Origin of the sequence: Streptomyces kunmingensis (assembly GCF_039533535.1) — a bacterium.
GTDB lineage: Bacteria > Actinomycetota > Actinomycetes > Streptomycetales > Streptomycetaceae > Streptomyces > Streptomyces kunmingensis.
Genome location: NZ_BAAATS010000040.1, coordinates 13,601 through 37,921, shown reverse-complemented (window position 1 = coordinate 37,921; position 24,321 = coordinate 13,601). Strand labels below are relative to the sequence as shown.

At 71.2% G+C, this 24,321-nt stretch carries 23 protein-coding genes; 7 read left to right on the top strand and 16 right to left on the bottom strand.

The window, feature by feature from the left end; genetic code table 11:
• Positions 1-23: 23 nt before the first annotated feature.
• Genes ABD366_RS37275 through ABD366_RS37260 form a run of 4 tightly spaced genes read right to left on the bottom strand, consistent with a single transcriptional unit; the run spans position 24 to position 5,776 of the window.
• Complete coding sequence (locus ABD366_RS37275; protein WP_324772916.1) at positions 24-2,057, bottom strand: ABC transporter ATP-binding protein; 2,034 nt, start codon at positions 2,055-2,057, stop codon at positions 24-26.
• 31 nt (positions 2,058-2,088) lie between these two features.
• The gene (locus tag ABD366_RS37270) at positions 2,089-2,991 is read right to left on the bottom strand and encodes an ABC transporter permease (protein WP_324772918.1); all 903 of its coding nucleotides are present in this window, start codon (positions 2,989-2,991) and stop codon (positions 2,089-2,091) included.
• On the bottom strand, positions 2,988-3,938 hold the full coding sequence (locus ABD366_RS37265) for an ABC transporter permease (protein ID WP_324772920.1): 951 nt from the start codon (positions 3,936-3,938) through the stop codon (positions 2,988-2,990). The genes ABD366_RS37270 and ABD366_RS37265 overlap by 4 nt, the downstream gene beginning before the upstream one ends.
• Positions 3,935-5,776, bottom strand: coding sequence for a peptide ABC transporter substrate-binding protein (locus tag ABD366_RS37260; RefSeq protein WP_324772922.1), 1,842 nt, complete (start codon positions 5,774-5,776; stop codon positions 3,935-3,937). The genes ABD366_RS37265 and ABD366_RS37260 overlap by 4 nt, the downstream gene beginning before the upstream one ends.
• Before the next feature lie 247 nt (positions 5,777-6,023).
• Between ABD366_RS37260 and ABD366_RS37255 the strand changes: the two genes are divergently transcribed.
• Together ABD366_RS37255 and ABD366_RS37250 are read left to right on the top strand one after the other, a co-directional pair.
• The gene (locus ABD366_RS37255; protein ID WP_324772924.1) at positions 6,024-7,256 is read left to right on the top strand and encodes an ROK family transcriptional regulator; all 1,233 of its coding nucleotides are present in this window, start codon (positions 6,024-6,026) and stop codon (positions 7,254-7,256) included.
• Positions 7,253-8,818 (top strand): M81 family metallopeptidase, encoded by a 1,566-nt coding sequence (locus ABD366_RS37250; RefSeq protein ID WP_324772926.1) that lies wholly within the window; start codon positions 7,253-7,255, stop codon positions 8,816-8,818. The genes ABD366_RS37255 and ABD366_RS37250 overlap by 4 nt, the downstream gene beginning before the upstream one ends.
• A gap of 31 nt (positions 8,819-8,849) precedes the next feature.
• Here ABD366_RS37250 and ABD366_RS37245 read toward each other — a convergent pair whose 3' ends face one another.
• The 4 genes from ABD366_RS37245 to ABD366_RS37230 all read right to left on the bottom strand — a co-directional run bounded on the left by ABD366_RS37245 (position 8,850) and on the right by ABD366_RS37230 (position 12,474).
• Complete coding sequence (locus tag ABD366_RS37245) at positions 8,850-9,677, bottom strand: transporter substrate-binding domain-containing protein (RefSeq protein WP_324772928.1); 828 nt, start codon at positions 9,675-9,677, stop codon at positions 8,850-8,852.
• Positions 9,678-9,804: 127 nt separating this feature from the next.
• On the bottom strand, positions 9,805-11,013 hold the full coding sequence (locus ABD366_RS37240; RefSeq protein ID WP_324772930.1) for a globin domain-containing protein: 1,209 nt from the start codon (positions 11,011-11,013) through the stop codon (positions 9,805-9,807).
• A gap of 74 nt (positions 11,014-11,087) precedes the next feature.
• Entirely contained in the window at positions 11,088-11,531 is a 444-nt protein-coding gene (locus tag ABD366_RS37235; RefSeq protein WP_324772932.1) for an RrF2 family transcriptional regulator, read from the bottom strand.
• A gap of 37 nt (positions 11,532-11,568) precedes the next feature.
• A complete protein-coding gene (locus ABD366_RS37230; protein WP_324772934.1) occupies positions 11,569-12,474 on the bottom strand; it encodes a helix-turn-helix transcriptional regulator in 906 nt (301 codons plus the stop codon).
• 83 nt (positions 12,475-12,557) lie between these two features.
• Between ABD366_RS37230 and ABD366_RS37225 the strand changes: the two genes are divergently transcribed.
• Genes ABD366_RS37225 through ABD366_RS37215 form a run of 3 tightly spaced genes read left to right on the top strand, consistent with a single transcriptional unit; the run spans position 12,558 to position 14,928 of the window.
• The gene (locus tag ABD366_RS37225) at positions 12,558-13,157 is read left to right on the top strand and encodes a non-oxidative hydroxyarylic acid decarboxylases subunit B (protein ID WP_324772936.1); all 600 of its coding nucleotides are present in this window, start codon (positions 12,558-12,560) and stop codon (positions 13,155-13,157) included.
• Positions 13,158-13,212: 55 nt separating this feature from the next.
• Positions 13,213-14,640, top strand: a complete 1,428-nt coding sequence (gene vdcC / locus ABD366_RS37220) for a non-oxidative vanillic acid decarboxylases subunit C (RefSeq protein ID WP_324772938.1) — start codon at positions 13,213-13,215, stop codon at positions 14,638-14,640.
• Between the two features lie 45 nt (positions 14,641-14,685).
• Positions 14,686-14,928, top strand: a complete 243-nt coding sequence (locus ABD366_RS37215; RefSeq protein ID WP_324772940.1) for a non-oxidative hydroxyarylic acid decarboxylases subunit D — start codon at positions 14,686-14,688, stop codon at positions 14,926-14,928.
• A gap of 30 nt (positions 14,929-14,958) precedes the next feature.
• Here ABD366_RS37215 and ABD366_RS37210 read toward each other — a convergent pair whose 3' ends face one another.
• Positions 14,959-16,038, bottom strand: a complete 1,080-nt coding sequence (locus ABD366_RS37210) for an NADH:flavin oxidoreductase/NADH oxidase (protein ID WP_324772942.1) — start codon at positions 16,036-16,038, stop codon at positions 14,959-14,961.
• 100 nt (positions 16,039-16,138) lie between these two features.
• Here ABD366_RS37210 and ABD366_RS37205 point away from each other — a divergent pair, with 100 nt between their 5' ends.
• Positions 16,139-16,513, top strand: a complete 375-nt coding sequence (locus tag ABD366_RS37205; RefSeq protein ID WP_324772943.1) for an ArsR/SmtB family transcription factor — start codon at positions 16,139-16,141, stop codon at positions 16,511-16,513.
• A 16-nt stretch (positions 16,514-16,529) separates the two neighbouring features.
• Here the strand turns inward: ABD366_RS37205 and ABD366_RS37200 are convergent, their stop codons facing one another.
• Together ABD366_RS37200 and ABD366_RS37195 are read right to left on the bottom strand one after the other, a co-directional pair.
• The gene (locus ABD366_RS37200; protein ID WP_324772944.1) at positions 16,530-17,879 is read right to left on the bottom strand and encodes a ferredoxin--NADP reductase domain-containing protein; all 1,350 of its coding nucleotides are present in this window, start codon (positions 17,877-17,879) and stop codon (positions 16,530-16,532) included.
• A 100-nt stretch (positions 17,880-17,979) separates the two neighbouring features.
• Positions 17,980-18,648 (bottom strand): DUF305 domain-containing protein, encoded by a 669-nt coding sequence (locus ABD366_RS37195; RefSeq protein ID WP_324772945.1) that lies wholly within the window; start codon positions 18,646-18,648, stop codon positions 17,980-17,982.
• A 44-nt stretch (positions 18,649-18,692) separates the two neighbouring features.
• Between ABD366_RS37195 and ABD366_RS37190 the strand changes: the two genes are divergently transcribed.
• Positions 18,693-20,228 carry an LVIVD repeat-containing protein gene (locus tag ABD366_RS37190; protein WP_411293828.1) on the top strand — a complete coding sequence of 512 codons (1,536 nt, stop codon included), beginning with the start codon at positions 18,693-18,695 and terminating at the stop codon, positions 20,226-20,228.
• Here ABD366_RS37190 and ABD366_RS37185 read toward each other — a convergent pair.
• The 5 genes from ABD366_RS37185 to ABD366_RS37165 all read right to left on the bottom strand — a co-directional run bounded on the left by ABD366_RS37185 (position 20,216) and on the right by ABD366_RS37165 (position 24,193).
• Positions 20,216-20,929 carry a TetR/AcrR family transcriptional regulator gene (locus ABD366_RS37185; RefSeq protein WP_324772949.1) on the bottom strand — a complete coding sequence of 238 codons (714 nt, stop codon included), beginning with the start codon at positions 20,927-20,929 and terminating at the stop codon, positions 20,216-20,218. The two genes, ABD366_RS37190 and ABD366_RS37185, sit on opposite strands and share 13 nt — an antisense overlap.
• Positions 20,930-21,156: 227 nt before the next feature.
• Positions 21,157-21,852 carry an HAD family hydrolase gene (locus ABD366_RS37180; RefSeq protein ID WP_324772951.1) on the bottom strand — a complete coding sequence of 232 codons (696 nt, stop codon included), beginning with the start codon at positions 21,850-21,852 and terminating at the stop codon, positions 21,157-21,159.
• 33 nt (positions 21,853-21,885) lie between these two features.
• Positions 21,886-22,557, bottom strand: a complete 672-nt coding sequence (locus ABD366_RS37175) for a phosphatase PAP2 family protein (RefSeq protein WP_324772953.1) — start codon at positions 22,555-22,557, stop codon at positions 21,886-21,888.
• A gap of 34 nt (positions 22,558-22,591) precedes the next feature.
• The gene (locus ABD366_RS37170) at positions 22,592-23,527 is read right to left on the bottom strand and encodes a M56 family metallopeptidase (RefSeq protein WP_324772955.1); all 936 of its coding nucleotides are present in this window, start codon (positions 23,525-23,527) and stop codon (positions 22,592-22,594) included.
• Between the two features lie 114 nt (positions 23,528-23,641).
• Positions 23,642-24,193 (bottom strand): DUF5134 domain-containing protein, encoded by a 552-nt coding sequence (locus ABD366_RS37165; protein WP_324772957.1) that lies wholly within the window; start codon positions 24,191-24,193, stop codon positions 23,642-23,644.
• Positions 24,194-24,321 lie beyond the last annotated feature (128 nt).

Sequence of the window (24,321 nt, the reverse complement as noted above, 5' to 3'; positions counted from 1 at the left end):
GCCCGACGCGGCTGTGTCGCAGGTCAGGCGGGCACCGCGACCCCCAGCGGGAAGTGGCACGCCACCTGGTGGTCCGGCGAGTCCGGGCGCGACACCGGCGGCTCGACCGTCGCGCAGACGTCCTGGGCGATCGGGCACCGCGTGCGGAACCGGCAGCCGGACGGGGGCCGCGCGGCCGACGGGGTCTCGCCCGTCAGCGGCGTACCGGAGGCGGCGGCCTCCGGGTCGGGTACGTTCACCGTGTCGAGCAGCCCGCGCGTGTACGGGTGCAGCGGACGGTTGTAGACCTGCTCGGCGGGGCCGACCTCGACCAGCTTGCCGAGGTACATGACGCCGACCGTGTCCGCGAGGTAGCGGACGACGGCCAGGTCGTGCGAGATGAACAGGTACGTGAGGCCGCGCTCGCGCTGCAGCTCCCGCATCAGGTTGAGGATCTGCGCCTGCACGGACACGTCGAGTGCGGAGACCGGCTCGTCCGCCACCACCAGTTCGGGCGAGAGCGTCAACGCCCGTGCCAGGCCCAGACGTTGACGCTGGCCGCCGGAGAACTCGTGCGGATAGCGGTGCACCGCGCCGCGCGGCAGACCCACCGCGTCGAGCAGCTCACCGATCAGTTTCTCCTGCTCGGCACGGTTGCCGACGCCCTGGATGACGAGCGGTTCGCGCAGGATCTCGCCGACCCGCATGCGCGGGTCCATCGCCGCCGTCGAGTCCTGGAACATCAGCTGGACGCGCTTGCGGTGCGCCCGGCGCTCGGCGCGCGAGAGCTCCGCGCGGTCGCGCCCCTCGAAGCGGACGGCGCCGGAGGTCGGCTCCTCCAGGCCCGCGACGATCCGGCCGAGGGTCGTCTTGCCGCAGCCGGACTCGCCGACCATGCCGAACGTCTCGCCTCTGCGCACGGTGAGGGACACCCCGCCGACCGCGCTGACCGTCCCCTTGGAGCGGGAGAACGGACCGCCCTTGAGCGGGAACTCCTTGACCAGCGTGTCGAGTTCGAGCAGTACGTCATCGGTCGCCGTGTCCTGCGCGGGTAGCGGCGCGGGCGCCACCACCGCGTCCGGCGCCGCCTCTTGGACGTCCGGCACCGGGTGGAAGCAGGCGAAGCGGTGCTCGGCGCCCTGCGCCTCGTCGTCGACGAGAACCGGCTCCCTCTCGCGGCACTCGTCGGTCGCGAACAAGCAGCGCGGCGCGAACCGGCAGCCCGTCGGGCGCACCGTGAGGCTCGGCGGCAGCCCCGCGATCGTGTGCAGTTCGGTGTCGTTGTCGGCGGCGCGCTCGGGCAGCGCCGCGAACAACGCCTCGGTGTAGCGGTGCCGGGGCCGCGCGAACAGGCCGCGTACGTCCGCCTGTTCGGCGACCTTGCCCGCGTACATCACGGCCACCCGGTCGACGCGGTTGGCGATGACGCCGAGGTCGTGCGTGACCAGGATCATCGCCATGCCGAGCCGCGCCCGCAGATCGTCGATGAGCTCCAGGATCTGGGCTTGCGTCGTCACGTCGAGCGCGGTCGTCGGCTCGTCCGCGATGAGCAGTTTCGGCTCGCAGACCAGCGCCATGGCGATGGCGACGCGCTGGCGCATGCCGCCGGACAGCTGGTGCGGATAGGCCGACATGCGCTCGGCCGGCTGCGGCATGCCGACGAGCCGCAGCGTCTCCTCGGCCCGCGCGTACGCCTCCTTCTTCGTGACGCCCCGGTGCAGCAGGAGCGGCTCGGCGACCTGCGCGCCGATCGTCATCGTCGGATTGAGGGAGGTCAGCGGGTCCTGGAAGACCATGCCGATGGTGTTGCCGCGGACGTCCTGGAGGACGGGCGCGGGCGCGGCGGCCAGGTCGTGGCCGTCGAAGAGGATCCGGCCGCCGGTCACGGCGCCGCCGGGCGGCAACAGGCCGAGCACGCTGAGCGCGGTCATGGTCTTGCCGCAGCCGGACTCGCCGACGACGCCCAGCGCCTCGCCGGGCGCGAGGTCGAGCGAGATGCCGTCGAGGGCGTGGACGGTGCGGTCGCGCGTGGCGATGTCGACCCGCAGGTCGTCGATCCTGAGCAGAGGCTCGGTCATGTCAGCTTCCCTAGAGTTCACGATCTGGCTCCTACTTGCGCAGCCGTACTTCGAAGGCGTCCCGCAGCCCGTCGCCGATGAAGTTGAACGCGGCGACGACGAGGACGATCGCGATGCCCGGCGGGAAGATCAGCCACCAGTAGCCGTTCTGCGTGTAGGTGATGCCGGCGGACAGCATCGAGCCCCAGTCGGCGGACGGCGGCGGGATGGACAGGCCGAGGAAGGCGAGATAGCTGACGTAGAGGATGGCGTCGGCGATCTGGAACGTGCAGTTGACGATGACCGTGCCGATGGCGTTGGGCACGATGTGCTTGAAGACCGCGCGGGCGCCGCCGCCGCCCATCATCCGCATCGCCTGCACGTACTCCCGGTTGCGCAGCGACAGCGCCTCGCCGCGCACCAGGCGGGCGGGGGAGAGCCAGGCGACGCCCGCGATGATGAGGATGAGGACGCCCTTGCTGGGCGTGATGATCGCGGCGACGACGACGAGCAGGAACATCGCGGGGATGGCGAGCGCGGCGTCCGTGATCCGCATCATCGCGGCGTCGACCCAGCCGCCGAAGTACCCGGCGACGGCGCCGTACACGGTCCCGAAGAGAGTGGCCAGCAGCCCTGCCGCCAGACCGATCTCGAGCGAGGTCCGTCCGGCGACCATCAGCCGGCCGACCATGTCGTACCCGAGGTCGGTGGTGCCGAGGAGATGCCCCGCGGTGCCCGGCGCGAGGTTGGCCTGCGAGAGGTTCGTCAGGACCTGCTCGGTGGGGTGCACCAGCGGGCCCAGGTAGCAGAAGGCGAGCAGCAGGACGAGCAGGACGACACCGGACAGGGCCAGCTTGTTGCCGGTGAAGACGCGCAGCGTGCGGCGGGCGAGGGACGGGGTCGCCTGCGCGGCCTCTTCGTGCCCGGGTATCTGGGGGGTCACAGCGGTCGTCATGCCACGCTCCGGATCCGGGGGTCGAGGACGGCGTACAGGATGTCGGTGAGCAGCGAGCCGAGGACGGTCGCGATGCCGACGACGAGGGTCACACCGAGCAGCACGGGGAAGTCCGAACCCTGCGCGGCGTTCCAGAACAGCAGGCCCATGCCCGGGTAGTTGAACATCGACTCGACGACGAGCGCGCCGCTGAAGAGGGTCGGCAGGTACAGGCCGAGCAGGGTCGCGAGGGGGATCAGCGCGTTGCGCAGCACGTGCTTGACCATGATCCGGCGATTCGACTGGCCCTTCGCCATGGCCGTGCGCACGTATTCCTCGGTGAGGTTGTCCAGGACGGCGGAGCGCATGTAGCGGCTGAACATGGCGACGATGCCGAACGCCATCGTCACGACCGGCAGGATCAACCCCGTGAAGTCGCCGAGGAGCTGGCCGATCGTCTCGCCCTGGGGCGCCTCCGCCGGGAAGATCGGCAGCACCTGCGCGAACAGGATGATCATGATGAGGCCGAGGAAGAACACCGGCGTCGCGTACAGCAGGAAGGCCAGACCCGTGAGCGCGTAGTCGGACGCCTTGCCGCGCCGTACCGCCTGGAGCAGGCCGAGCGGGACCGCGATGACGACCGCGAGCACCGTCGACAGGACGGTGAGGAGCAGCGTCTTGGGCAGCCGCTGCTTCAGCAGCTCGAAGACCGGGGAGTTCAGCTTGTACGAGTCTCCGAGGTCACCGGTGAACAGCCGCTTCAGGTACATGAAGTACTGCGTCGGCAGCGAACGGTCGTAGCCCTGCTGGTGGTTGAAGTGCTCGATCTGCTGCGGCGTGCCCTTCGGGCCGAGGATCGCGCGGGCCGGGCCGCCCGGCAGCAGATGCAGCAGGGTGAAGACGATGATCGAGACGAGGAACAGGACGACGAGCGCCTGAAGGAAACGCTTGACCAGAAAGCCGGTCACTTGGTGGCTCCCTTCTTGACGTAGTACCAGTGCTGCGGCGCGAACGTGACCGTCGGGTTCTGCTCGATGCCCCGCAGGTCGTTGCGGATGACGGAGACCTGGTAGGCGGGGTTCGGCATCCACATCACCGGGAGCTGCTCGGCGAGGTACTCGCCGTACTCGTGGACGGCCGTCATGTCGGGCGCGTACTGCACGGCCCGGATGAGCCGGTCGGCCTTCTTGTCGCTGTAGTTGCCGAAGTTGGCGGACGCGCCGGTCGAGAAGAGCTGCTCGCCGCTCGGGTTGAGCGGGTAGTACCAGCTGCCGGCGGTGCCGAAGAAGGACATGTCCCAGTCGCAGCCGGAGTCCTTCGCCTTGCACGGCACGGAGTTGCCGAGGACGGAGTTGAGCGGCTGCTGGCGCACGGTCAGGTCGATGCCGGCCTTGCTGAGCGACGACTTCAGCTCCTGCATCATGTTCGTCGTCTCGGTCGAACCGGACTGCGAGAGCAGGGTCAGCTCCAGCGGATCGTTCTTCCCGATCCCCTTGCCGCACTCGTCGTCTCCGGAGCCGGGACGCATGCAGCGCGCGACACCGTCCACGGTCTTCCAACCGTGCTCGGCCAGCAGCGACGTGGCCTTGGCGACGGAGAAGGGGTACTGGTTGTGCTCCATCTCCTTCGACAGGTACTGGCTCTTCGGCGTGACCGGCACCGGGCCCAGGGTCGCCGTGGCGCTGCCCTGCCAGATGACCTTGGTCATCGCGTTCTGGTCGACGAGGTGCTGCATCGCCTGCCGGACGTAGAGCTGGTTCATGGCGGGGCCCGCGTGCGTGGAGTTGAAGTTGTAGACGATGTAGGTGGCCGCCCAGCCCTCCCACGGGTCGACGCGGTACCCCTTGCCCTCGAACTTCTCCTTCTGGGCCATCACCGACGGCGGGATGTAGCCGTAGTCGACGCCGCCCGCCCGCAGCACGTTGTACTCGGAGTCGGAGGTGGTGAACGGTTTGAAGACCACCTTGTCCAGGTGCGGCCGCTCGGACTTCGGCCCGGTGTACTTCTCGTTCGGGACGATCGTCACCTGCCCCGTGTCCCGCCAGCCGGCCAGCTTCCAGGGCCCGTTGACCGTCTTCCAGAGCGGGTCGCTGCCGTACGAACCCAGGCTCTTCGCGTGCTGCGTGAGCCGGGCGAAGACCGCCTTGGCGCCCTTCGTCGTCCGGTCGTGGTCGCCGATCCTCCCGCCGTCCCGCGTGGCGTCCCAGGCGTGCTGCGGCAGCGCGCGCATCAAGGTGAGCTGGTTCGCCGTGAACCAGTCCGGGTTGTACGCGCGGTCGAGGTGGAGGCGCACCGTGTGGTCGTCGACGACCTCGAACTTCTTCACGTTGTCGGGCATCGTGCCGACCGAGTAGTTCCCCCAGTCGGCTTTGTTCGCCTTGACGAGGTTGAACCAGAACTCCAGGTCACGGGCGGTGACCTGCGTGCCGTCCGACCAGGTGACGCCCTGGCGCAGCGGCACGGTGACGGTCGTGTTCCCGTCGGCGTACGCCGGCTTCAGGCCGAGCGTGCTCGGACCGGTCGTGGTCAGCTCGCCCTTCTCCTGCACGGCGTCGTAGACCGGCATGTACAGAAGCGTCTGGATCCCGTAGTTGTACGAGCCGCCGTAGCCGGGTGCGCCGATCGGGAAGATCCAGTTGGGCGTGGCCGCCGGCGGCAGCGCCATGGTGGCCGTGCCGCCTTCGACGGGGGTGCCGCCGGTGGGGCCCATCGCGATCCGGCCGCCCTCGTGCGTGCAGCCGGTGAGCGCCACCAGCGTCGCCGCGAGGGCGAGCGCGGCGGACGCCGTTGACCTGAGGGAACGCATGCCGAAGGGCCTCCAAGGGGACAGGAGCCGGCTCCGTGCCACGGATCGACGGAGGGGCGCCCGAACGCTAAGTCGACCGTTCGAATCAAGTCAATAGGTTCATTCGGAAAGTACTTCAAAAATGAGAGAGGCTGGTCAACTTGGTTCGATGATGGTTACTGTTCGGTCCGGGATCGAAGCAACATCTCGAACCAACTTCACGAACCAAGCGACCGAACGCACCGCAGCAGATGGACCAGGGGGCGGCATGGCCGACACAGCGCACGACGGTGAGCCGGGCTCGGCGCAGCACATACTCGGGCTCGTCTCGTCCGGCGCCGCCTCCTCCCGCGCCGATCTCGTCCGGGAGCTGGGGCTCGCCCCGTCCACGGTCTCGCTGCGCGTGCAGGAGCTCGTCACGGCCGGCGTCCTGACCGAATCCGGCGAGGGCGCGTCGCGCGGCGGGCGCCGGCCGCGCCTGCTGCGGGTCAAGGCGCAGGGCGGCGTCGCGCTCGCCGCGGACCTCGGCAGCCATCACGCCCGGCTCGGCGCGGTCGACCTCGGCGGCACCGTCCACGACGCCGTCGACCTGCCGCACGACATCACCGCGGGCCCCGACTCGGCCGTCGACTGGCTGTGTGCGCAGGTCGACCGGCTCGCCGCGGCGCAGCGGGAGTCCGGGCGTACGGTCCGCGCGCTCGGCGTGGCCTTCCCGGGCCCCGTCGCGCCTGCCGACGGACGCGTCCTGAGCCCCTCGCGCATGCCGGGCTGGCACCGGTTCCCGCTGCGCGACGTCCTCGCCGAGCGGCTCGGCATGCCCGTCACCGTCGCCAACGACGCGACGATGATGGCCGTCGGCGAGCACCGCACGACCCGGCCCGACCTCGACCACATGGTCGTCGTCAAGGCGGGCCGCGGCATCGGCAGCGGCATCGTCGTCGCGGGCCGCCCGCACGACGGCGCGACCGGCAGCGCCGGCGACATCAGTCACGTACGCGTCGAGGCGGCGGGCGAGCGGCCGTGCAGCTGCGGCAACATCGGCTGCCTGGAGACCGTCGCCAGCGGCGCCGCCCTGATCCGCGAACTCGCCGCGCAGGGCATCGACGTGGCGGACACGAGCGAACTCCTCCAGCTCGTCGCCGACGGCGACCCCGTCGCCACCACCCTCGTGCGCACCGCGGGCCGCCACATCGGCACCGTCCTGTCGGTCGTCGTGAACTTCTTCAACCCGCAGGCCGTCGCCCTCGGCGGCGTCCTCGCCACCGCCGAACCCCTCGTCGCGGCCGTCCGCGGTGTGCTCTACGAGCGCTGCCTGCCGCTCGCCACCGCGGACCTGGAGATCACCACCACGACGGCGGGACCCGACGCGGGTCTGCTCGGCGCGGGCCTGACGGCGCTGCACCAGAACCTCTCGACAGCCGCCCCCGCACCTCGGACGTCGGCACCTCAGACCTCCGCACCTCGGACCTCCGTACCTCAGGAAGAGAGCGCCCCCGCATGACCGGCACCACCCCCGCACCCGCCCGCCGTCTGCGTATCGGCATCGGCGGCATCGGCATCGAGTCCTCCACGTTCTGCCCCCACCGCTCCACCGCCGACGACTTCCGGCAGACCCGCGGCCAGGACCTGCTCGACCGCTACACGTGGACGCGGGCGGACAGCGACCTCGCCGGTCTCGTCGAGTGGGTGCCGCTGCTGCACGCGACGTCGCTGCCCGGCGGCCCGGTGGAGGCCGAGTCGTACCTGACCCTGAAGAACGAACTGGTCACCCGGATACGGGAAGCGGGCCCGCTCGACGGCCTGGTCTACGACATCCACGGTGCCATGAGCGTCATCGGCCTCACCGACGCCGAGGGCGACCTGACCGAAGCCGTCCGCGCCGCCCTCGACCACGTCGGCACCCCCGACGGCGGCCGCCCCATGATCTCCACCGCCATGGACCTGCACGGCAACGTCTCGCGCCGGTTCGCCGAGCCGATCGACCTGCTCACCGCCCACCGGCTCGCCCCGCACGAGGACGCCTGGGACACCCGCGAGCGCGCCGCCCGCAACCTCGTGCACTGCCTGCGCGAGAACGTCCGCCCGCACCGCGCCTGGGTCCAGGTCCCGGTCCTCCTGCCCGGCGAGAAGACCAGCACCCGCCTGGAGCCCGCCAAGTCCCTCTACGCCTCGCTCGCCGACATCGAGAAGAAGGACGGCATCCTCGACGCCGCGATGTGGGTGGGCTACGCCTGGGCCGACGAGCCGCGCTGCAAGGCCGCCATCGTTGTCACCGGCGAGGATGCCGAACTCGCCGCCCGCGAAGCCGAGTTGCTCGCCCGCCGCTACTGGGACGCCCGCAAGGACTTCGTGTTCGTCGGCCCGACCGGCAGCGCCGAGGAATGCATCGACAAGGCCGTCGCCTCCGACAAGCGCCCTTTCCTCATCAGTGACTCCGGAGACAACCCGACGGCGGGCGGCGCGGGCGACCTCGCCTACATGCTGGCCAGGCTCCTCGAACACGACGCGATCCGCAGCGGCGAGGTGACGGCCGTCCACCCGGGCATCACCGACCCGGCCGCCGTCGCCGCCTGCTTCGCGGCCGGGGTCGGCGCCGAGGTGACGCTCTCGGTCGGCGGCAAGGTCGACGCGAACCACGGCGGCCCCTACGAACTGACCGGCACCGTCGAGGCGTTGCAGCGCGCCGCCGACCAGGCGTACCCGGCAGCGGGCGGCGCCTACGACCGCGGCGTCGACATGGCGGCCGTCCGCGTCGGCGGCCTCACCGTTATCCTCGTCGAGCGCCGCAAGCCCTTCCACACGCTCGCCGACTTCACGGGCCCGGCCGAGGGCGGCCTCGGCATCGACCCGCGCACGTACGACCTCGTCGTCGTCAAGATCGGCTACCTGGAGCCCGAGCTGTACGACATGGCCGCCGACTGGCTGCTCGCCCTCACCCCCGGCGGCGTCGACCAGGACCTGCTGCGCCTGGGCCACCACCGGGTCGAGCGCCCGCTCTACCCCTTCGACGAGGACGCGTACGAAGCCGGGGAGCGCCCCGACCTCACGCCGGTACTTCTCTGAAACGCAACCCGTCCATCGGAATTCACACGCCTCAACTCATCCACTCCGCCTCGTACTTGGCGTACGTCCCGTCGTGCGTCGCCAGGTGCACGAACCGGTCCACGTACTCCTGGAAGTCGCGGTCGCCGCGCGGCGTCGCGTACGCCTTCTCGGAGAACGTGAACGGCTCGTCGGGGTGGACCGAGCACAGCTCGGGGTGGATCTTCGCCTGGTAGAGCGTCTCGCTCGCGTCGGTCATCATCACGTCCGCCCGGCCCGCCACGATCTCGTCGAAGATCGTGGTGTTGTCCGGATGGACCGTGATGGTGGCCTTCTCGATGTTCGCTCGGGCGAACTCCTCGTTCGTCCCTCCGGGGTTGACGATCACCTCGGTGCCGGGCTTGTCGATGTCCGCGATCGTCTTGTACGTGTCCTTGTCGGCGCAGCGCACGACCGGCGTCTTGCCGTCCTCGCGGGTCGGCTCGCTGAAGTGGACCCGGCGGGCGCGCGGCAGGGTGACGGAGACGCCGCCCACCGCGACATCGCACTTCCCCGCCGACAGATCGTCCACCAGGCCGGCCCACGTGGTGTCCACGAAGCGGGCCTCGGCATCGAGGCTCTTCGCGAGATCGCCCGCCATCTCGATGTCGACGCCGCTGTACGCCCCGTCCTTCGGGTCCTTGTACGTGAACGGCCGGTAGTCGCCCGTCGTGCACACCCGCAGCACCCCCGACCGCGGTACGGAGTCCAGCAGGCTGCCCGGCTTCTGCGGCGGACGGCGCGTGGCCCCGGGCGCCGCGGGCGCGGCGGCGGTCAGGGCCAGCAGGCAGACCAGCGCGGACAGGGTGACGGCACGCTTCTTGGACGCGCGGCGGCTCATCGCGGCTCCTCGCAGAGTGGTTGCACCATGAAGTGGTCACCCTGACAGAAGAGTTCGCGCCGGTGAAGACGGCGTCCGGCGCGCGGGCGGGGGCCGACGCTCGGAGTCTGTCTGCAAAGACAGGCTCTCAGGCCCGGGCGAGCCAGAGGTCCGGGCCGAAGACCTCGTAGTGGATGTCGGCGGCGGCCACGCCCTTGCCGAGGAGCTGCTCGCGCACCGCGCGCATGAACGGCAGCGGGCCGCACAGGTAGGCGCGGGTGCCGGCCGCGACCGGGACGTCCTTGAGGTCGACGCGGCCGGTGCGGTACCCGGAGGCCGTGGTCTCGGAGCTCGCGTCGCTCTCGTACCAGAAGTGCGCGGACGCGTCGGCGAGCTTGCCGGTCAGCGCCTCGTGGTGGCCGTGCAGTGCGTGCGTGTCGGGGGAGCGGTCGGCGTGCACGACCGTCACGGGACCGGGGTGCCCGTCGGCGTGCAACTGCTCCAGCATCGCCAGCATCGGGGTGCAGCCGATCCCCGCGGAGGCGAGCAGCAGGGGCGCCTCGGCCGAGTCGAGGACCAGATCCCCGTACGGCGCCGAGACGCGCAGCCGGTCGCCCGCGTGTACCCGCGCGTGCAGGTGCGCGGAGACCTCGCCCTCGGGTGTCGCGGCGCCGTCCCCGACCCGCTTGACCGCGATCGACCGGGTCGCCGCGTCGGGCGCGCCCGTCAGGCTGTACTGGCGTATCTGCCGTGCCCCGTCGGCCAGTTGGACCTGCACGGAGACGTACTGCCCGGCCCGGAAAGCGGGCGCCGGGCGGCCGTCGGCGGGGCGCAGCCGGAAGGAGGCGACCTCGGGGGTCTCCTCGGTGCGGTCCACGACCTCCCACTCCCGCCACACGTCGCCCTCGGTCACGTCCTGCTCCGCGTACAGCCGCTTCTCGCTCGCGATCAGGGCGTTCGCCATGAGCCAGTACACCTCGTCCCAGGCGGCCGCGACCTCCGGCGTGACCGCGTCGCCCAGGACCTCGGCGATGGCGGCGAACAGGTGCTGGTGGACGACCGGGTACTGCTCGGCCCGCACGCCCAGCGAGGCGTGCTTGTGCGCGATGCGCCGGAGCATCGCGTCGGGCCGCTCGTCGGGGTGGTCCACGAGATACGTGGCGAAGGCCGCGATGGAGCCCGCGAGCGCCTGCCGCTGGGAGCCCGCCGCCTGGTTGCCGCGGTTGAACAGATCGCGCAGCAGCTCCGGGTGCGCGGCGAACAGCTTCTCGTAGAAGAGGCCGGTGATGTCCTCGATGGCCGCGCCGACGGCGGGCAGCGTGGCGCGGACGACGAGGGCCGAGGGTTCGGTGAGCATCGTTGAATCCTTAATCTTGCATCCGGGATTCATATTTTATGAGGTGGGTCGCCATGGACCGCACGGGGGGTGGGTCAGTCCGCCGAAGGCGTGGGGGAGAGGGAGATGAGCAGCGGCCCGGTCGGCGCCTCGACCAGCTCGTTGAGCGTCACGGGGTCGAGGGAGGCGAAGAATGCTTCCTGTGCCTGCCGGAGCGCGCCCCGCAGCCGGCACGCCGAGCGCAGGGGGCAGGGGTTGGCCCCCTCGCAGTCCACGACGTCCCCCGGCCCTTCGAGCTCCCGCACCAGGGCGCCGACCGAGGCATCGCGGCCGGCTGAGGTGAGCGTGAGGCCGCCGCCCCGGCCGCGCCGCGCCTCGACGAGGCCGAGGTGCTGGAGCTTCGCGACGACCTTCGCGGCATGGGTGTACGGCACGTCCATGGCGCCCGCGACCTCGCGCGTGGTCGGGGTCTCGCCCTCTTCCACCGCCAGGCGCATCAGTATGCGCAGGGCAAGGTCAGTGAATCGCGTCAGCCGCATGATCACACGGTATTGAAACTTGCAAATGGAAGGCAAGTTAACCGTTCCGCGAACCTTCGCGGAACGCGCCCGGTGTCTCGCCCGCCCGCAGCCGGAAGAACTTGGTGAAGTCGCTCGGATCGGCGAACCCGAGGCGGTCCGCCACCTCCCGCGCGGGCAGGCCGCTGTGCCACAGCAGCCGCTTCGCCTCCAGCAGGACCCGGTCGTCGACGTACTGCTTCGCGGTACGGCCCGTCGCGGCGAGCGCCGCCCGGGTCAGCGTGCGCGGGCTGTAGCCGAGCGCCGCCGCGTAGTCCTCGACGCGCCGGGTCACCGCGTGGTCCCGCTCGACGGCCGCGTGGAAACGGCGGAACGTGCCGGAGGCGCCCGCCGCGTCCGGCGCCGGACCGCGCACCGCCGCCAGGCGCATGACCAGCACGGACAGCAGGGCGCGCAGCACCTCGGTATGGGCCGCCAGCGGCAGCGAGGCCATCGCCCCGTACTCGAACCGGAGGTGGTCGAGCGCCCGGGCCACCGCCTCGGCGTCGGGCCCCCGCGGTTCCAGCGGGCGCTGTTCGTACGGCGGATCCATGTGCGCGGCCGAGACCGTCGCGGGCGGCAGGAAGCCCGCCTGGAACAGCACGATCACCCCGTCCGCCGCCGCCAGGTCCGCACCGAACCGCTGCACCTGCCCCGCGCGGAGCCACAGCCACGCCCCGGGCCGCAACTCCTGCTCGACGAAGTCCACCCACATCCGCACCGGACGGCCGCGGGCCCCGATCAACTGGTGGAAGGCGGGGCGCAGCGGGACGTACGGGTCGTTGTCGTGCCGCCGGGCCCGCTCGTACAGGCCGGCGAGTTCCATCACCTCGACCCCGGCGGGCGCGCCGACACTGGGCGTGTACGCCAGCTCCCTGACGTCCGCGCCCGCTGCGGTCCGCGCATCCTGTCCGTTTTTCCCCATGCCGAGTCCCGAGCGTACCGCTGCCGGGTCCGTCCTGCCGCCTACCGTGAAAGCACAGGTCAGCGACGTGTGAGGAGAGGTCTGTGCGATTGGTCGTAGGTATGACGGGGGCGACGGGCGCGCCGTTCGGTGTCCGTCTCCTGGAGAACCTGCGGGAGCTGCCGGACGTGGAGACGCATCTGGTCCTCTCGCGCTGGGCGCGCACCACGATCGAGCTGGAGACCGGCCTCTCCGTCGCCGACGTGTCCGCGCTCGCCGACGTCACGCACCATCCGGACGACCAGGGTGCCACCATCTCCTCCGGCTCGTTCCGCACCGACGGCATGGTCATCGTGCCGTGCTCGATGAAGACCCTCGCGGGGATCAGGACCGGGTACGCCGAAGGGCTCGTGGCGCGCGCCGCCGACGTCGTCCTCAAGGAGCGCCGCAAGCTCGTCCTCGTCCCGCGCGAGACGCCGCTGAGCGAGATCCACCTGAGCAACATGCTCGAACTGGCCCGCATGGGCGTGCAGTTGGTGCCGCCCATGCCCGCCTTCTACAACCACCCCCGCAGCGTCGACGACATCGTCGACCACGTCACGGCCCGCATCCTCGACCAGTTCGAGCTGCTCGCGCCCGCCGCCCGCCGCTGGGCGGGCATGCGCGCCGCCCGCGCGGACCGCGCCGACCGCGACGCCGCCTGACCTCCCGTACCGCACGCACTGCACGCACTGCACGCACCGCACAAGGAATCGACATATGGCTTACGACGACCTGCGCAGCTTCCTCTCCACTCTGGAGCAGGAGGGGCAGCTGCTGCGCATCACCGACGAGGTGCTGCCCGAACCCGATCTGGCGGCCGCCGCCAACGCGACGGGCCGCATCGGCGAGAACGCCCCCGCCCTCTACTTCGACAACGTCAAGGGCTTCACGGATGCCCGGATCGCCCTGAACGTGCACGGCTCCTGGGCCAACCACGCGCTCGCCCTCGGACTGCCGAGGAACACGCCGGTCAAGGAGCAGGTCGAGGAGTTCGCCCGCCGCTGGGACGCCTTCCCCGTCGCGCCCGAACGCCGCGAGGACGCGCCCTGGCGCGAGAACACGCAGGAGGGCGCGGACGTCGACCTCTTCTCCGTCCTGCCGCTCTTCCGCCTCAACGACGGTGACGGCGGCTTCTACCTCGACAAGGCCGCCGTCGTCTCCCGCGACCCCGAGGACCCGGACGACTTCGGCAAGCAGAACGTCGGCACCTACCGCATCCAGGTCATCGGCAAGGACCGCCTCGCCTTCCAGCCCGTCCCCATGCACGACGTGGCCCAGCACCTGCGCAAGGCCGAGGAGGTCGGCGAGGACCTGCCGATCGCGATCACCCTCGGCAACGACCCCGTGATGGCGATCGTCGCCGGGATGCCGATGGCGTACGACCAGAGCGAGTACGAGATGGCCGGCGCCCTGCGCGGCGCGCCTGCGCCGATCGCCACGGCGCCGCTCACCGGCTTCGACGTGCCCTGGGGCAGCGAGGTCGTCATCGAGGGCGTCATCGAGTCCCGCACGCGCCAAATAGAGGGCCCCTTCGGGGAGTTCACCGGTCACTACTCGGGTGGCCGCAAGATGCCGGTCATCCGCGTCGACCGGGTCTCGTACCGGACGAGCCCCGTCTTCGAGTCGCTCTACCTCGGCATGCCGTGGACCGAGGTCGACTACCTCGTCGGCCCCAACACCTGCGTCCCGCTGCTCAAGCAGCTGCGCGCCGAGTTCCCCGAGGTGCAGGCCGTCAACGCCATGTACACCCACGGCCTGATGGTGGTGATCTCCACCGCCAAGCGGTACGGCGGCTTCGCCAAGGCCGTCGGCATGCGCGCGATGACGACACCGCACGGACTCGGCTACGTCTCCCAGGTGATCCTCGTCGACGAGGACGTGGACCCCTTCAACCTGCCGCAGGTCATGTGGGCGATGTCCGCGAAGGTCAACCCGAAGGACGACGTCGTCGTCATCCCGAACCTGTCGGTCCTCGAACTCGCGCCCGCCGCCCAGCCCGCCGGCATCACCAGCAAGATGATCATCGACGCGACGACGCCGGTCGCCCCCGACATCCGCGGCAACTTCTCCACCCCGGCCAAGGACCTGCCCGAGACCGCCGAGTGGGCGGCCCGCCTCCAGCGCCTCATCGCGGCCCGCCACTGAGGGCCTGTCTCTGTACCCGTACCGTCTTCAGGAAGGTCAACTCCCGTGAACGATCAGCACCTTGAGTGCCCCCGCTGTGCTTTCGAGGCGGTCGGCAGGCTCGCCACCTCGCCCGTGCCCGGCGTCTGGGACGTGCTCCAGTGCGACCGCTGCCTCTACACGTGGCGCACCATCGAACCCGCCCGCCGGACCCGGCGCGACGCCTACCCGGACCTCTTCAAGCTGACGCAGGACGACATCGACAGCGCGATCGAGGTGCCGGCGATACCGCCGCTGCGGGCCGTCTGAGGACAGCGCGACCCGCAACGGCCCCGCGTCTCAGACGGACCGGTGGTACTGGTCCGGGACGTGCACGTCGGCGCCCAGTTCACGCGCCGCGTGGCGGGCGAACGACGGGTCGCGCAGCAGCTCGCGGCCGAGCAGCACCGCGTCGGCCTCACCGTCGACGATGATCTTCTCGGCCTGCTGCGGCTCCGTGATCAGACCGACGGCGGCGGCCGGTACGCCGGCCTCGCCGCGCACACGCGCCGCGAACGGGACCTGGTAACCGGGCTCGACCGGGATGCGGACGCCCGCGGCGTTGCCGCCCGTCGACACGTCGATCAGGTCCACGCCGTGCGCCTGCAACTCGGCGGCGAAGCGCACGGTGTCGTCCGCGGTCCAGCCGTTCTCCTCCAGCCAGTCGGTGGCGGAGATACGGAAGAACAGCGGGAGCCCGTCGGGCCACACCGCGCGCACCGCGTCGACGACCTCGAGCGCGAACCGGGTGCGGTTCTCGTACGAGCCGCCGTACGCGTCGGTGCGGCGGTTGCTGTGCGGCGACAGGAACTCGCCGATCAGATAGCCGTGCGCGCCGTGGATCTCGACGACCTCGAACCCGGCGTCGAGGGACCGTCGTGCCGCGTCCGCGAACTGCTGGACGATCTCGGAGATGCCCTCGACCGTCAGCTCGGTCGGCACCGCGTGCCGGTCGTCGAACGGCACCGCGCTGGGCGCGACGGCCTGCCAGCCGTGCTCCTCGGGGCCGAGGGGCGCGCCGCCCTTCCAGGGACGCTCGGTCGACGCCTTGCGCCCGGCATGACCGAGCTGGATGCCCGCCACCGTGTTCTGGGACCGCAGGAACGAGGTGATCCGACGGAACGCGTCCACCTGCTCGTCGTTCCAGATCCCCAGGTCGTACGGGGAGATCCGGCCCTCGGGGCTGACCCCGGTGGCCTCGACGATGATCAGGCCGGTGCCGCCGGCCGCCCGGGCGCCGTAGTGCTGGAGGTGCCAGTCCGTGGGGGCACCGGTCAGCGGGCCCTCGGGGGCGGCGCTGTACTGGCACATCGGCGGCATCCAGACGCGGTTCGGGACAGTCAGCGACCGCAGGGTGTACGGCTCGAACAGCGCGCTCACGGCGGACTCCATTCGTACGGGGCTCGGATTCTCTCCTAGTACGATAGGCACCGTAGTACGGCAGCTGTCAAACTACGAGGGATCTCGTACAATGAGCCGCATGACGACCGTCGCAGCGCACACCACCGGCAGCCGCGCCCTCGCGCACCCCGAGCGGGCGGAGATCCGCCTCGAAGCGGTGCTGCACGCGCTGTCCGACCCGATGCGTCTTGCGGTCGTCCGTGAGATGGCGGCGTCCCAGGGGCCCGACTCCCCGGGGCTGTCCTGCTCGCACTTCGACCTGCCCGTCACCAAGTCCACGTCCACGCACCACTTCCGGGTGCTGCGCGAGAGCGGTGTGATCGAGCAGGTCTACCGGGGGACGGCGAAGCTGAACGGCCTGCGCAGGGGCGATCTGGACGCGCTCTTCCCCGGCCTGCTCGACAGCGTCCTCGACGCGGCCACCCGCCAGGCCGACCGGCTCAGCGAGCACTGATCCGCAACAGCCTGCCTCACGCTTCCGGCGCGCCGCGCGCCGCGTCCAGCAGGCCCGCCCAGTCGGCGATCTTGACGGAGCCGCGTCCCAGCGAGCGCCCGAGCGCCGCCTCGGCCCGCTCGATCCCCTGCCAGCCGTCCCACTCCACGGGCCGGACTCCGGCGGCGACCAGCCCGTCCAGCGGATCCCGGCCGGCTTCCGTGCCCGCGAAAGCGCGGAGGTCGGCGGTCAGGGACGTCACGGTCTCCTTGGCGCAGGGCCGGTTCGTACCGATGACACCGGTCGGGCCGCGCTTGATCCAGCCCGCGACGTACTCGCCGGGGGAGACCCGGCCCGCGCGCAGCACCCGGCCCGCCGCCTGCGGCACCGTCCCGGAGACCGCGTCGAACGGCAGCCCCTCCAGCGGCACCCCGCGATAACCCACCGACCGGAGCACCAGCTGCGCCCCGATCTCCTCGTACATGCCCGTGCCGACGACGCCCCCGAGCCCGTCCGGCCGGGTCCGCTCGAACCGCACCCCCGCGACCCGCCCACGCCCCTCGACGATCTCGACGGGCCGCAGATAGAACCGCAGATGGATCCGGCGGGGAGCACTGTGGCGCGGCCGGACGGCCCAGTCGCGCAGCACTTCCACGTTGCGCCGGACCGCGGCGGGCATCGCGGCGGGGTCCCGGTAACCGGCGTCGAGGGCCAGCTCGGCCTCGTCCACGACGATCCCGACCCCCGGGAGGGCGCCCAGCTCCCGTAGTTCCTTGGTGGTGAAGCGGGCCTGCGACGGGCCGCGCCGGCCCACCATGTACACGTCCCGCACCGCGCTCGTGGCCAGCGTCCCGAGCGCGGCCTGCGGTATGTCGGTGGGCGTGAGCTCGGCGGCGCCGCGGGCCAGCATGCGGCTCACGTCGACCGCCACGTTCCCCACACCGATCGCGACGGCCGTGCGCACGCCGGTGACGAAGCCGTCGTCGCGGGCGTCCGGGTGCGCGCTGTACCAGGCCACGAAGTCGGTCGCCGACCAGCTCCCGGGCAGCTCCTCGCCGGGCACTCCGAGCCGCCGGTCGGCCGCGGCCCCCACGCAGTAGACGACCGCGTCGTACAGCTCCAGAAGCTTCGCCGGGGGCAGCGCGGGGCCCACCTCGACGCCGCCCAGGAAGCGGATCCGCTCGTCCTGCAACACCGTCCGCAGCGTGCCCTGGAGCGATTTGATCTTCTCGTGGTCGGGCGCGACGCCGTAGCGCACCAGTCCGTACGGGCACGGCAGCCGGTCGAGCACGTCGACACGGACGGCGGGGAGACTGCTCTGCTGAATGAGGCTCTGCGCGGTGTAGACCCCGCTCGGCCCTGATCCGACCACGGCGATGTGCGGCACAGGCGGCTCCTTCCGCAGGTGCGCTGCTGTTTTCCAGCATGACACCGGCGGCCGCCTCCGGGGAGATCCCGGACGCCATCTCCGCGCGAACCGCCGCCGTTCAGGACATGTCGCGCATCCGGCTGATCTCCGTCGTCTGCTGCGCGATCACGTCGTCCGCCATCTCCTCCACCTGCACGTCGTTCCCCTGGCTCTTCACGTCCGTGGCCATCGTCACGGCGCCCTGGTGGTGGGTGATCATCAACTTCAGGAACAACGTGTCGAACGCCTTGCCCCGCGCCGCCCGCAGGCTCTTGAGCTGCGCCTCGCTCGCCATCCCCGGCATCGCCTCGTGCCCGTCGTGACCCTCGGGCTCCGCGCCGCGCCCGTGCTGCTTCAGCCAGCCGCGCATCACGGCGACCTCCGGTCCCTGGGCGGCGGCGATCCGCTCGGCGAGCCGTTTCAGCGCGCCCGACTCGGCCTGCTCAGGGGCGAGTCCGGTCATCTTCAGGGCCTGCTCGTGGTGCTGGATCATCATCTGCGCGTAGCGGACATCGGCCGAATTCGGCTTGTCGTCCGCGCCGCGCCGCTGCGCGTCCTGCGCCGACAGGGTCTCCGCGGCCTCGCCGGGTTTGCCCGGCGCGATGACCGAAGGGCCACTGGACGCGGCGGAGTTGGCCTGTTCCGCCCCTTTCGAGTCGCACCCGGTCAAACCCAGCGCGAGCGCCGCGAGCAGCGCGGGAACAGCAACTTTGATGACGAGTCTGTTGCCATCTGTTGATCTGAGCATGATGAAGACGATACTCGGGGGATCCGTGAACCGTTCACGTATCAATGACGTCATCGTCAGTCAGGGAGACAACAGTGACCCTGTTGCAGGACTCCACCCGAACGCGCCGCAGACGCCTGGGAGTCGGGGCGGCCGCCGCCGGACTCCTCGCGGCACTTCTGGCCGCGGGACCGGTGTCGGCGACGCCCGACCCGGGCGACCGCTCCACGGCGCCCAAGAGCGTCTCGAAGAGCGCCGAGACCGAGGCCGAGGCGGCGATCGCCGCCGGTGAGATACCCGGCCAGGACGAGATCGTCCACTCGGACAACATCCAGCACCTCGCCAACCTGCCCAAGGACGCGCTGCCCAACTACAACACGGACCTCGCGTTCCAGGGCAAGTACGCCTTCGCCGGGAACTACGACGGTTTCCGCATCTTCGACATCAGCAACCCGAAGGCTCCCAGAACCGTCTCGCAGGTCCTGTGCCCGGGCTCGCAGAACGACATCTCCGTCTCCGGGAACCTGCTGTTCCTGTCCACGGACAGCTCCCGCAGCGACAACTCCTGCGCCTCCACCACCCAGCCCGCGACCGAGAAGTCGTCGTGGGAGGGCATGAAGGTCTTCGACATCAGCGACAAGCGGAACCCGAAGTACGTCGCCGCCGTCGAGACCGCGTGCGGCTCGCACACGCACACCCTGGTGCCGGAGAAGAAGGACGTCTACGTCTACGTCTCCTCGTACTCGCCGAGCGCCTCGTTCCCCGACTGTCAGCCGCCGCACGACGGCATCTCGGTCATCAAGGTGCCGCGCAAGGCCCCGCAGAAGGCGGCCGTGGTCAACTTCCCCGTGCTGTTCCCCGGTGAGGGCGCGGACGGCGGCGGCAACCCGGGTGCGCCCACCAACCCCGGCGTCTCCAAGACCACGGGCTGCCACGACATCACGGTGCTGCCCTCCGAGGACCTCGCCGCCGGTGCCTGCATGGGTGACGGCATCCTGTTCTCCATCAAGGACCCGGCGAACCCGAAGGTCATCGACCGGGTCCAGGACAACGTGAACTTCGCGTTCTGGCACTCGGCGACCTTCAACCAGAAGGCGAACAAGGTTGTGTTCACCGACGAGCTGGGCGGCGGCGGAGCGGCCACCTGCAACGCCGAGATCGGCCAGGACCGCGGCGCGGACGGCATCTACGACATCGTCGGCAAGGGCGACAAGCGCAAGCTCGTCTTCCGCAGCTACTTCAAGATCCCGCGCCACCAGGCCGACACCGAGAACTGCGTCGCGCACAACGGCTCGCTGATCCCCGTCAAGGGCAAGGACCTCATGGTCCAGGCCTGGTACCAGGGCGGCGTCTCGGTCTGGGACTTCACGAACTCCTCGAAGCCCAAGGAGATCGGGTACTTCGAGCGCGGCCCGGTGAGCACCGACACGCTCACCCTCGGCGGCTCGTGGTCGGCGTACTACTACAACGGCTACATCTACTCCAACGACATCCAGAAGGGCTTCGACGTCCTGAAGCTCAGCGACAAGCGGACGGATCCGGCCAAGCGGATCCGTATGGACGAGCTCAACGTCCAGACGCAGCCGGACTACTTCGACTGAGTCGACGGACCGTCGCTGTCGGCGGCCGGCCGCAACCGCTCGAAGTAGCGGGAGAAATCGGCCGGCCGGCCGTGCGCGGGACTTCCACCGGGCGACTCCTCGTCGCTGTCGTCCGGCGGGAAACCCTGCTCCCAGCCCAGCTCGTAGCGTTTGAACAGCTCGGTGCGCAGCGCCACCATCGGCATCGGCGCACCCGGCACCAGCATCGCGAACACCGCGCCCATCAGTACGGCGCGCAGCAGCGGATAGTCCCGGTCGACGTCGAGCGTGCCGTGCCGCAGGACGGTGTCGCGCAGCAGCGCCGCGAGCCGCTGCTGCTCCGGACACTGCACGAACCCCTCGGCCTGCAGGATCCCCGCCATGTGCGTCCGCATCAGCACCGGCTGGTCCCTGGCCAGACCCAGGATCGCGTCGACGGCCCTGGCGAGGCGCTCGTCCCCGTCCTGCGTGCGCGGCTCGCGCTCCAGGGCCTCTTCGAGGGTGCGGTGCATCAGCCGGTGCACCGCGGACTGCAGCAACTGGCGCTTGCCCGGGAAGTAGTACGAGACCAGACCTCGTGCGGAACCGGCGCGGTCCGCGATGTCGCCGAGGGTCGTCGCGTCGTACCCGTGCTCCCCGACGAGTTCGAGAGTCGCCTGCAGAAGCCGTTCGCGGGAACGTCGGCGCAACTCCTCATTGACCGATGCGCTTCGGGGGGACATCCTTGACTCCTGCGTTGACTGGCTCGCAGCCAACTATACTCAGCGCTTCCCGGCCGTCGGCCTTCTGGGTGCGGTGTGCACGGGTGGGCCGGTCGTATCGGGCGACGCGGGGGATCGTCCGATACGGCCGTGTCACAGAGCTGACCGCCGGTCTCCGGACAGTGTCGGCGCTGCCCGGGGGCCGGCTTTTCGCGTGCCGGACGCTCGGCCGCCTCGAAGGCAGGCGCTCAGAGCAGGTCGAGCACCGGACGCAGTCCATCGGGCCGCTCGTCCACCGGCAGATGGTCCACGAAGTGCACCGCGCAGCCCAGCGCCGCGGCACCGGCGTCCGCCCGCCGGTCGTCACCGACCATCAGGGCATCGCCCGGGGTCACGCCCAGCGCCTCGCACGCGGCCGTGAACAGACGCGGGTCCGGCTTCGTGACGCCGTGCCGGTACGACAGGACGTACGCGTCGACGTAACGGTCCAGCCCGTGCTCCACGAAGACGGGGCGCGGGTCCCAGCCGATGTTGCTGACGACGGCCACCGGGATCCCGCGCTCGCGCAGCGCCGACAGCACGTCGAGCGCGTCGGGGTAGGGGTGCCAGGCGGCCGGGAGCATGTGGCGCTCGTACAGGGCGTCGTAGAGCCGCTCGTCGGGGAGCGGCACCTCGCGGGCCAGGCCCGTGTACGCGGCCCGGTGCCGGGTGGCGTCCACGTCCCGCACCGCCATCAGCTCGGCGAGGTGCTCGGGGACGGTGACGTGGGTCGTCGTGCCGCCGGGCAGCGCCCCGGCGTCGTGCAGCCCCTGCGCCGCGCGCGTGAACTCGGCCTCGGGCAGCGTCAGCCGGGTCTCGTCGAGCACCGCGCGCAGCCACGAGGAGGTGGACTCGATACGGAAGAGCGTCCCTGAGAAGTCGAAGAGCACCGCTTTGATCGTCATGCGTCCGATCCTGCGCGGCGGCGAAGTCACTGGTCAAGGGCGGCTGTTCGGGCCACGCCACTTCTCGTACGCGGTGGTGGACAGGGCCACGGTCAGCGCCCCGAGCAGCCAGCCGCCCAGTACGTCCGAGGGCCAGTGCACCCCGAGCCACAGCCGGGTCAGGCCCACGCCGAGCACCGACACCACAGAGACGGCCAGGGCCACGCCCCACAGGACGGGCCCGGCCCCGTACCGGCGCAGCAGCCACAGCGCGAGGCCGCACACGACGGTCGCCGTCATCGCGTGCCCCGAGGGGAACGCCGCGAAGTGCGCCGAGTCCACCGGATCGCTCCACACCGGCCGGGGCCGGCCGACGGCCGCCTTGAGGGCCTGCTGGACGAGCGTGCCGAGCGCGCAGGTCACCAGCAGCCACATCCCGAGCACCCGGTCGCGCAGCCGCCACACCAAGAGCGCCACGATCACCGCGCACGCGGCCCGCATCGCCCAGGGATCCCACACCCAGTCCGAGAGGATGCGGTTGGTGTGGGTGAGCCCGGGGTCGGCGACCGCTCTGCGGTGCAGGGCCCGGACGATGGAGCCGTCCAGGTCCAGGAGCGGGCTCCAGCCGGCCGCCACGAGAAGCAGCAGCAGGAGGCAGGCGGTCGCGAGCGCCGCCGTGAGCGGGGCGCGCGGCCGGGACGGGGAGTCGAGTCGCGCCGGGTGCATGCTTGTGATCCTCACCCGAAACGGGCCGCGCACACTATCCCAACGCGCGCAGACCCGGCATGAACGTCACCAGCAGCGGGGCGAGAGGCACCAGCGCGGCGGCCGCGGTCAGCCGCAGCCGGCGGGCCGGGGTCAGCCGCGACGGCGGCGTGAGCAGCCGGTGCACGCGCTGCGGAACGTGCGTGTGCGGGGTCGGGCAGGGCCCGAACACCCCGCGGTCCTCGTTGAGTTCGACCAGGGCCAGCGCGATGGTGAGGCGGCCGAAGCGGCGCGAGGCCACATCGTCGGCGGCCAGTTCGACCAGCCGGTGCATCTGGTCGCGGAACGCGGCGAACACCGGCACCTGCGGGAATCCGGCGGCCAGCGCGCCCGAGGAGTGCAGCAGCCAGTCGTGCCGCCACTGCGCGTGTCCCTCCTCGTGCGCGAGCACCGCGTCGAGCTGACGACCCTTCAGGCGGCGCAAAGCGGCCGTGGTGATGACCAGTTGAGGCGTCTGGCCGGGCAGCCACCAGGCGTCGGGCCGCTCGCCCTCCAGCACCACGAGCCGGTCCGAACCGGGCTCCTCGCCGGGCAACAGGGGTGCGCGCACCTGCAGTTCGGTCCGCCGCTGCCTGCGCCGGGTCCGCGCCCGGCGCACCTCGCGGACCAGCATGGCGGCGGTCCAGGCCCCGCCGAGCGCGAGGACCACGGCGACCGTGGCCGCCCAGGGCCCGGTGGTGCGCAGCGCGTAGGCGTCCACGACCCCGTGCGGGGCGGGCGCGAACAGATGGCCGCGCACCGCCTGCCAGGCCGAGGCCGCGCTCAGCACCATCGACAGGGTGCAGCAGAGCAGCACACCCACCACGACGCACTGCCACACCCACAACGCGACGATCGGCTCCCGCTCCGGCCAGTCGGCGCGCGCGAGAAGGCGCGGGGCGACAACAGCGAGAAGGGTGCCGAGCAGCAACAGCGCTACGGGGACCGTCATGGTCGTCAGCCTATGAGGCAGGTCCACGCCAGGGATACGACCTGGCGTCCCAAGTGACCTACGACACGGTTTCGCGCGGGGCCCGGTGGCGTCCGGAACGCGGTCCCGCCCGCTCTACATCGTCAGCAGCATCGCCAGTGTGCCGATCCCCATCGAGAGCCGGCAGGCCCGCGCCAGCTCCGGCCGGTCGCCCCAGCCGCCGAGCGAGGGGCCGCCCACGGCGCCGGTCGCCGCAGGCACTAGGCGGGCCCCCGACCAGAGGACGTACACCGCGAAATATCCGAGCAGCACTCCGGTGAGCGCCGGGGTGCCCGCCGTGCCGTGCTCCGCGTGCGCCGCCGGACGCGCCGCCATCTCCACCGCCATGTACGCCATGGCGAACGTGCCCACCAGGTGGTGCAGATGGCGCGCCCCGCGGCGCGCCGCCCACAGGGCCCGCAGGGCGGCGGCCCCGAACACGGTCGCGTAGAGCAGCCAGGCCCAGGGCGGCGGTGTGAGCACCGCGGCCGGCAGGGCCATCAACGCCATGCCGAACCCCATGAGCGCCTCGTCACCGGCCGTGCGGCGCTGTTCCTCGACCCTGCTGCGCATGCGCAGCAGGCAGTACGCGCCGGTCGCCGCGCACAGCGCGACGAGCAGCCAGGCGGCCGACAGCGGTCCGTGCACCCCGGGTCCCCCTCTTCTGCGGCTCTCGTGGAGATGCCCGGGCACACGGGAGCTTATGGCGGCGCAGGGGAGCACTGGCGGTAGCGCAGCCGCGCGGAGGCGCCCCGTACCGCCGATATCGTTTACGA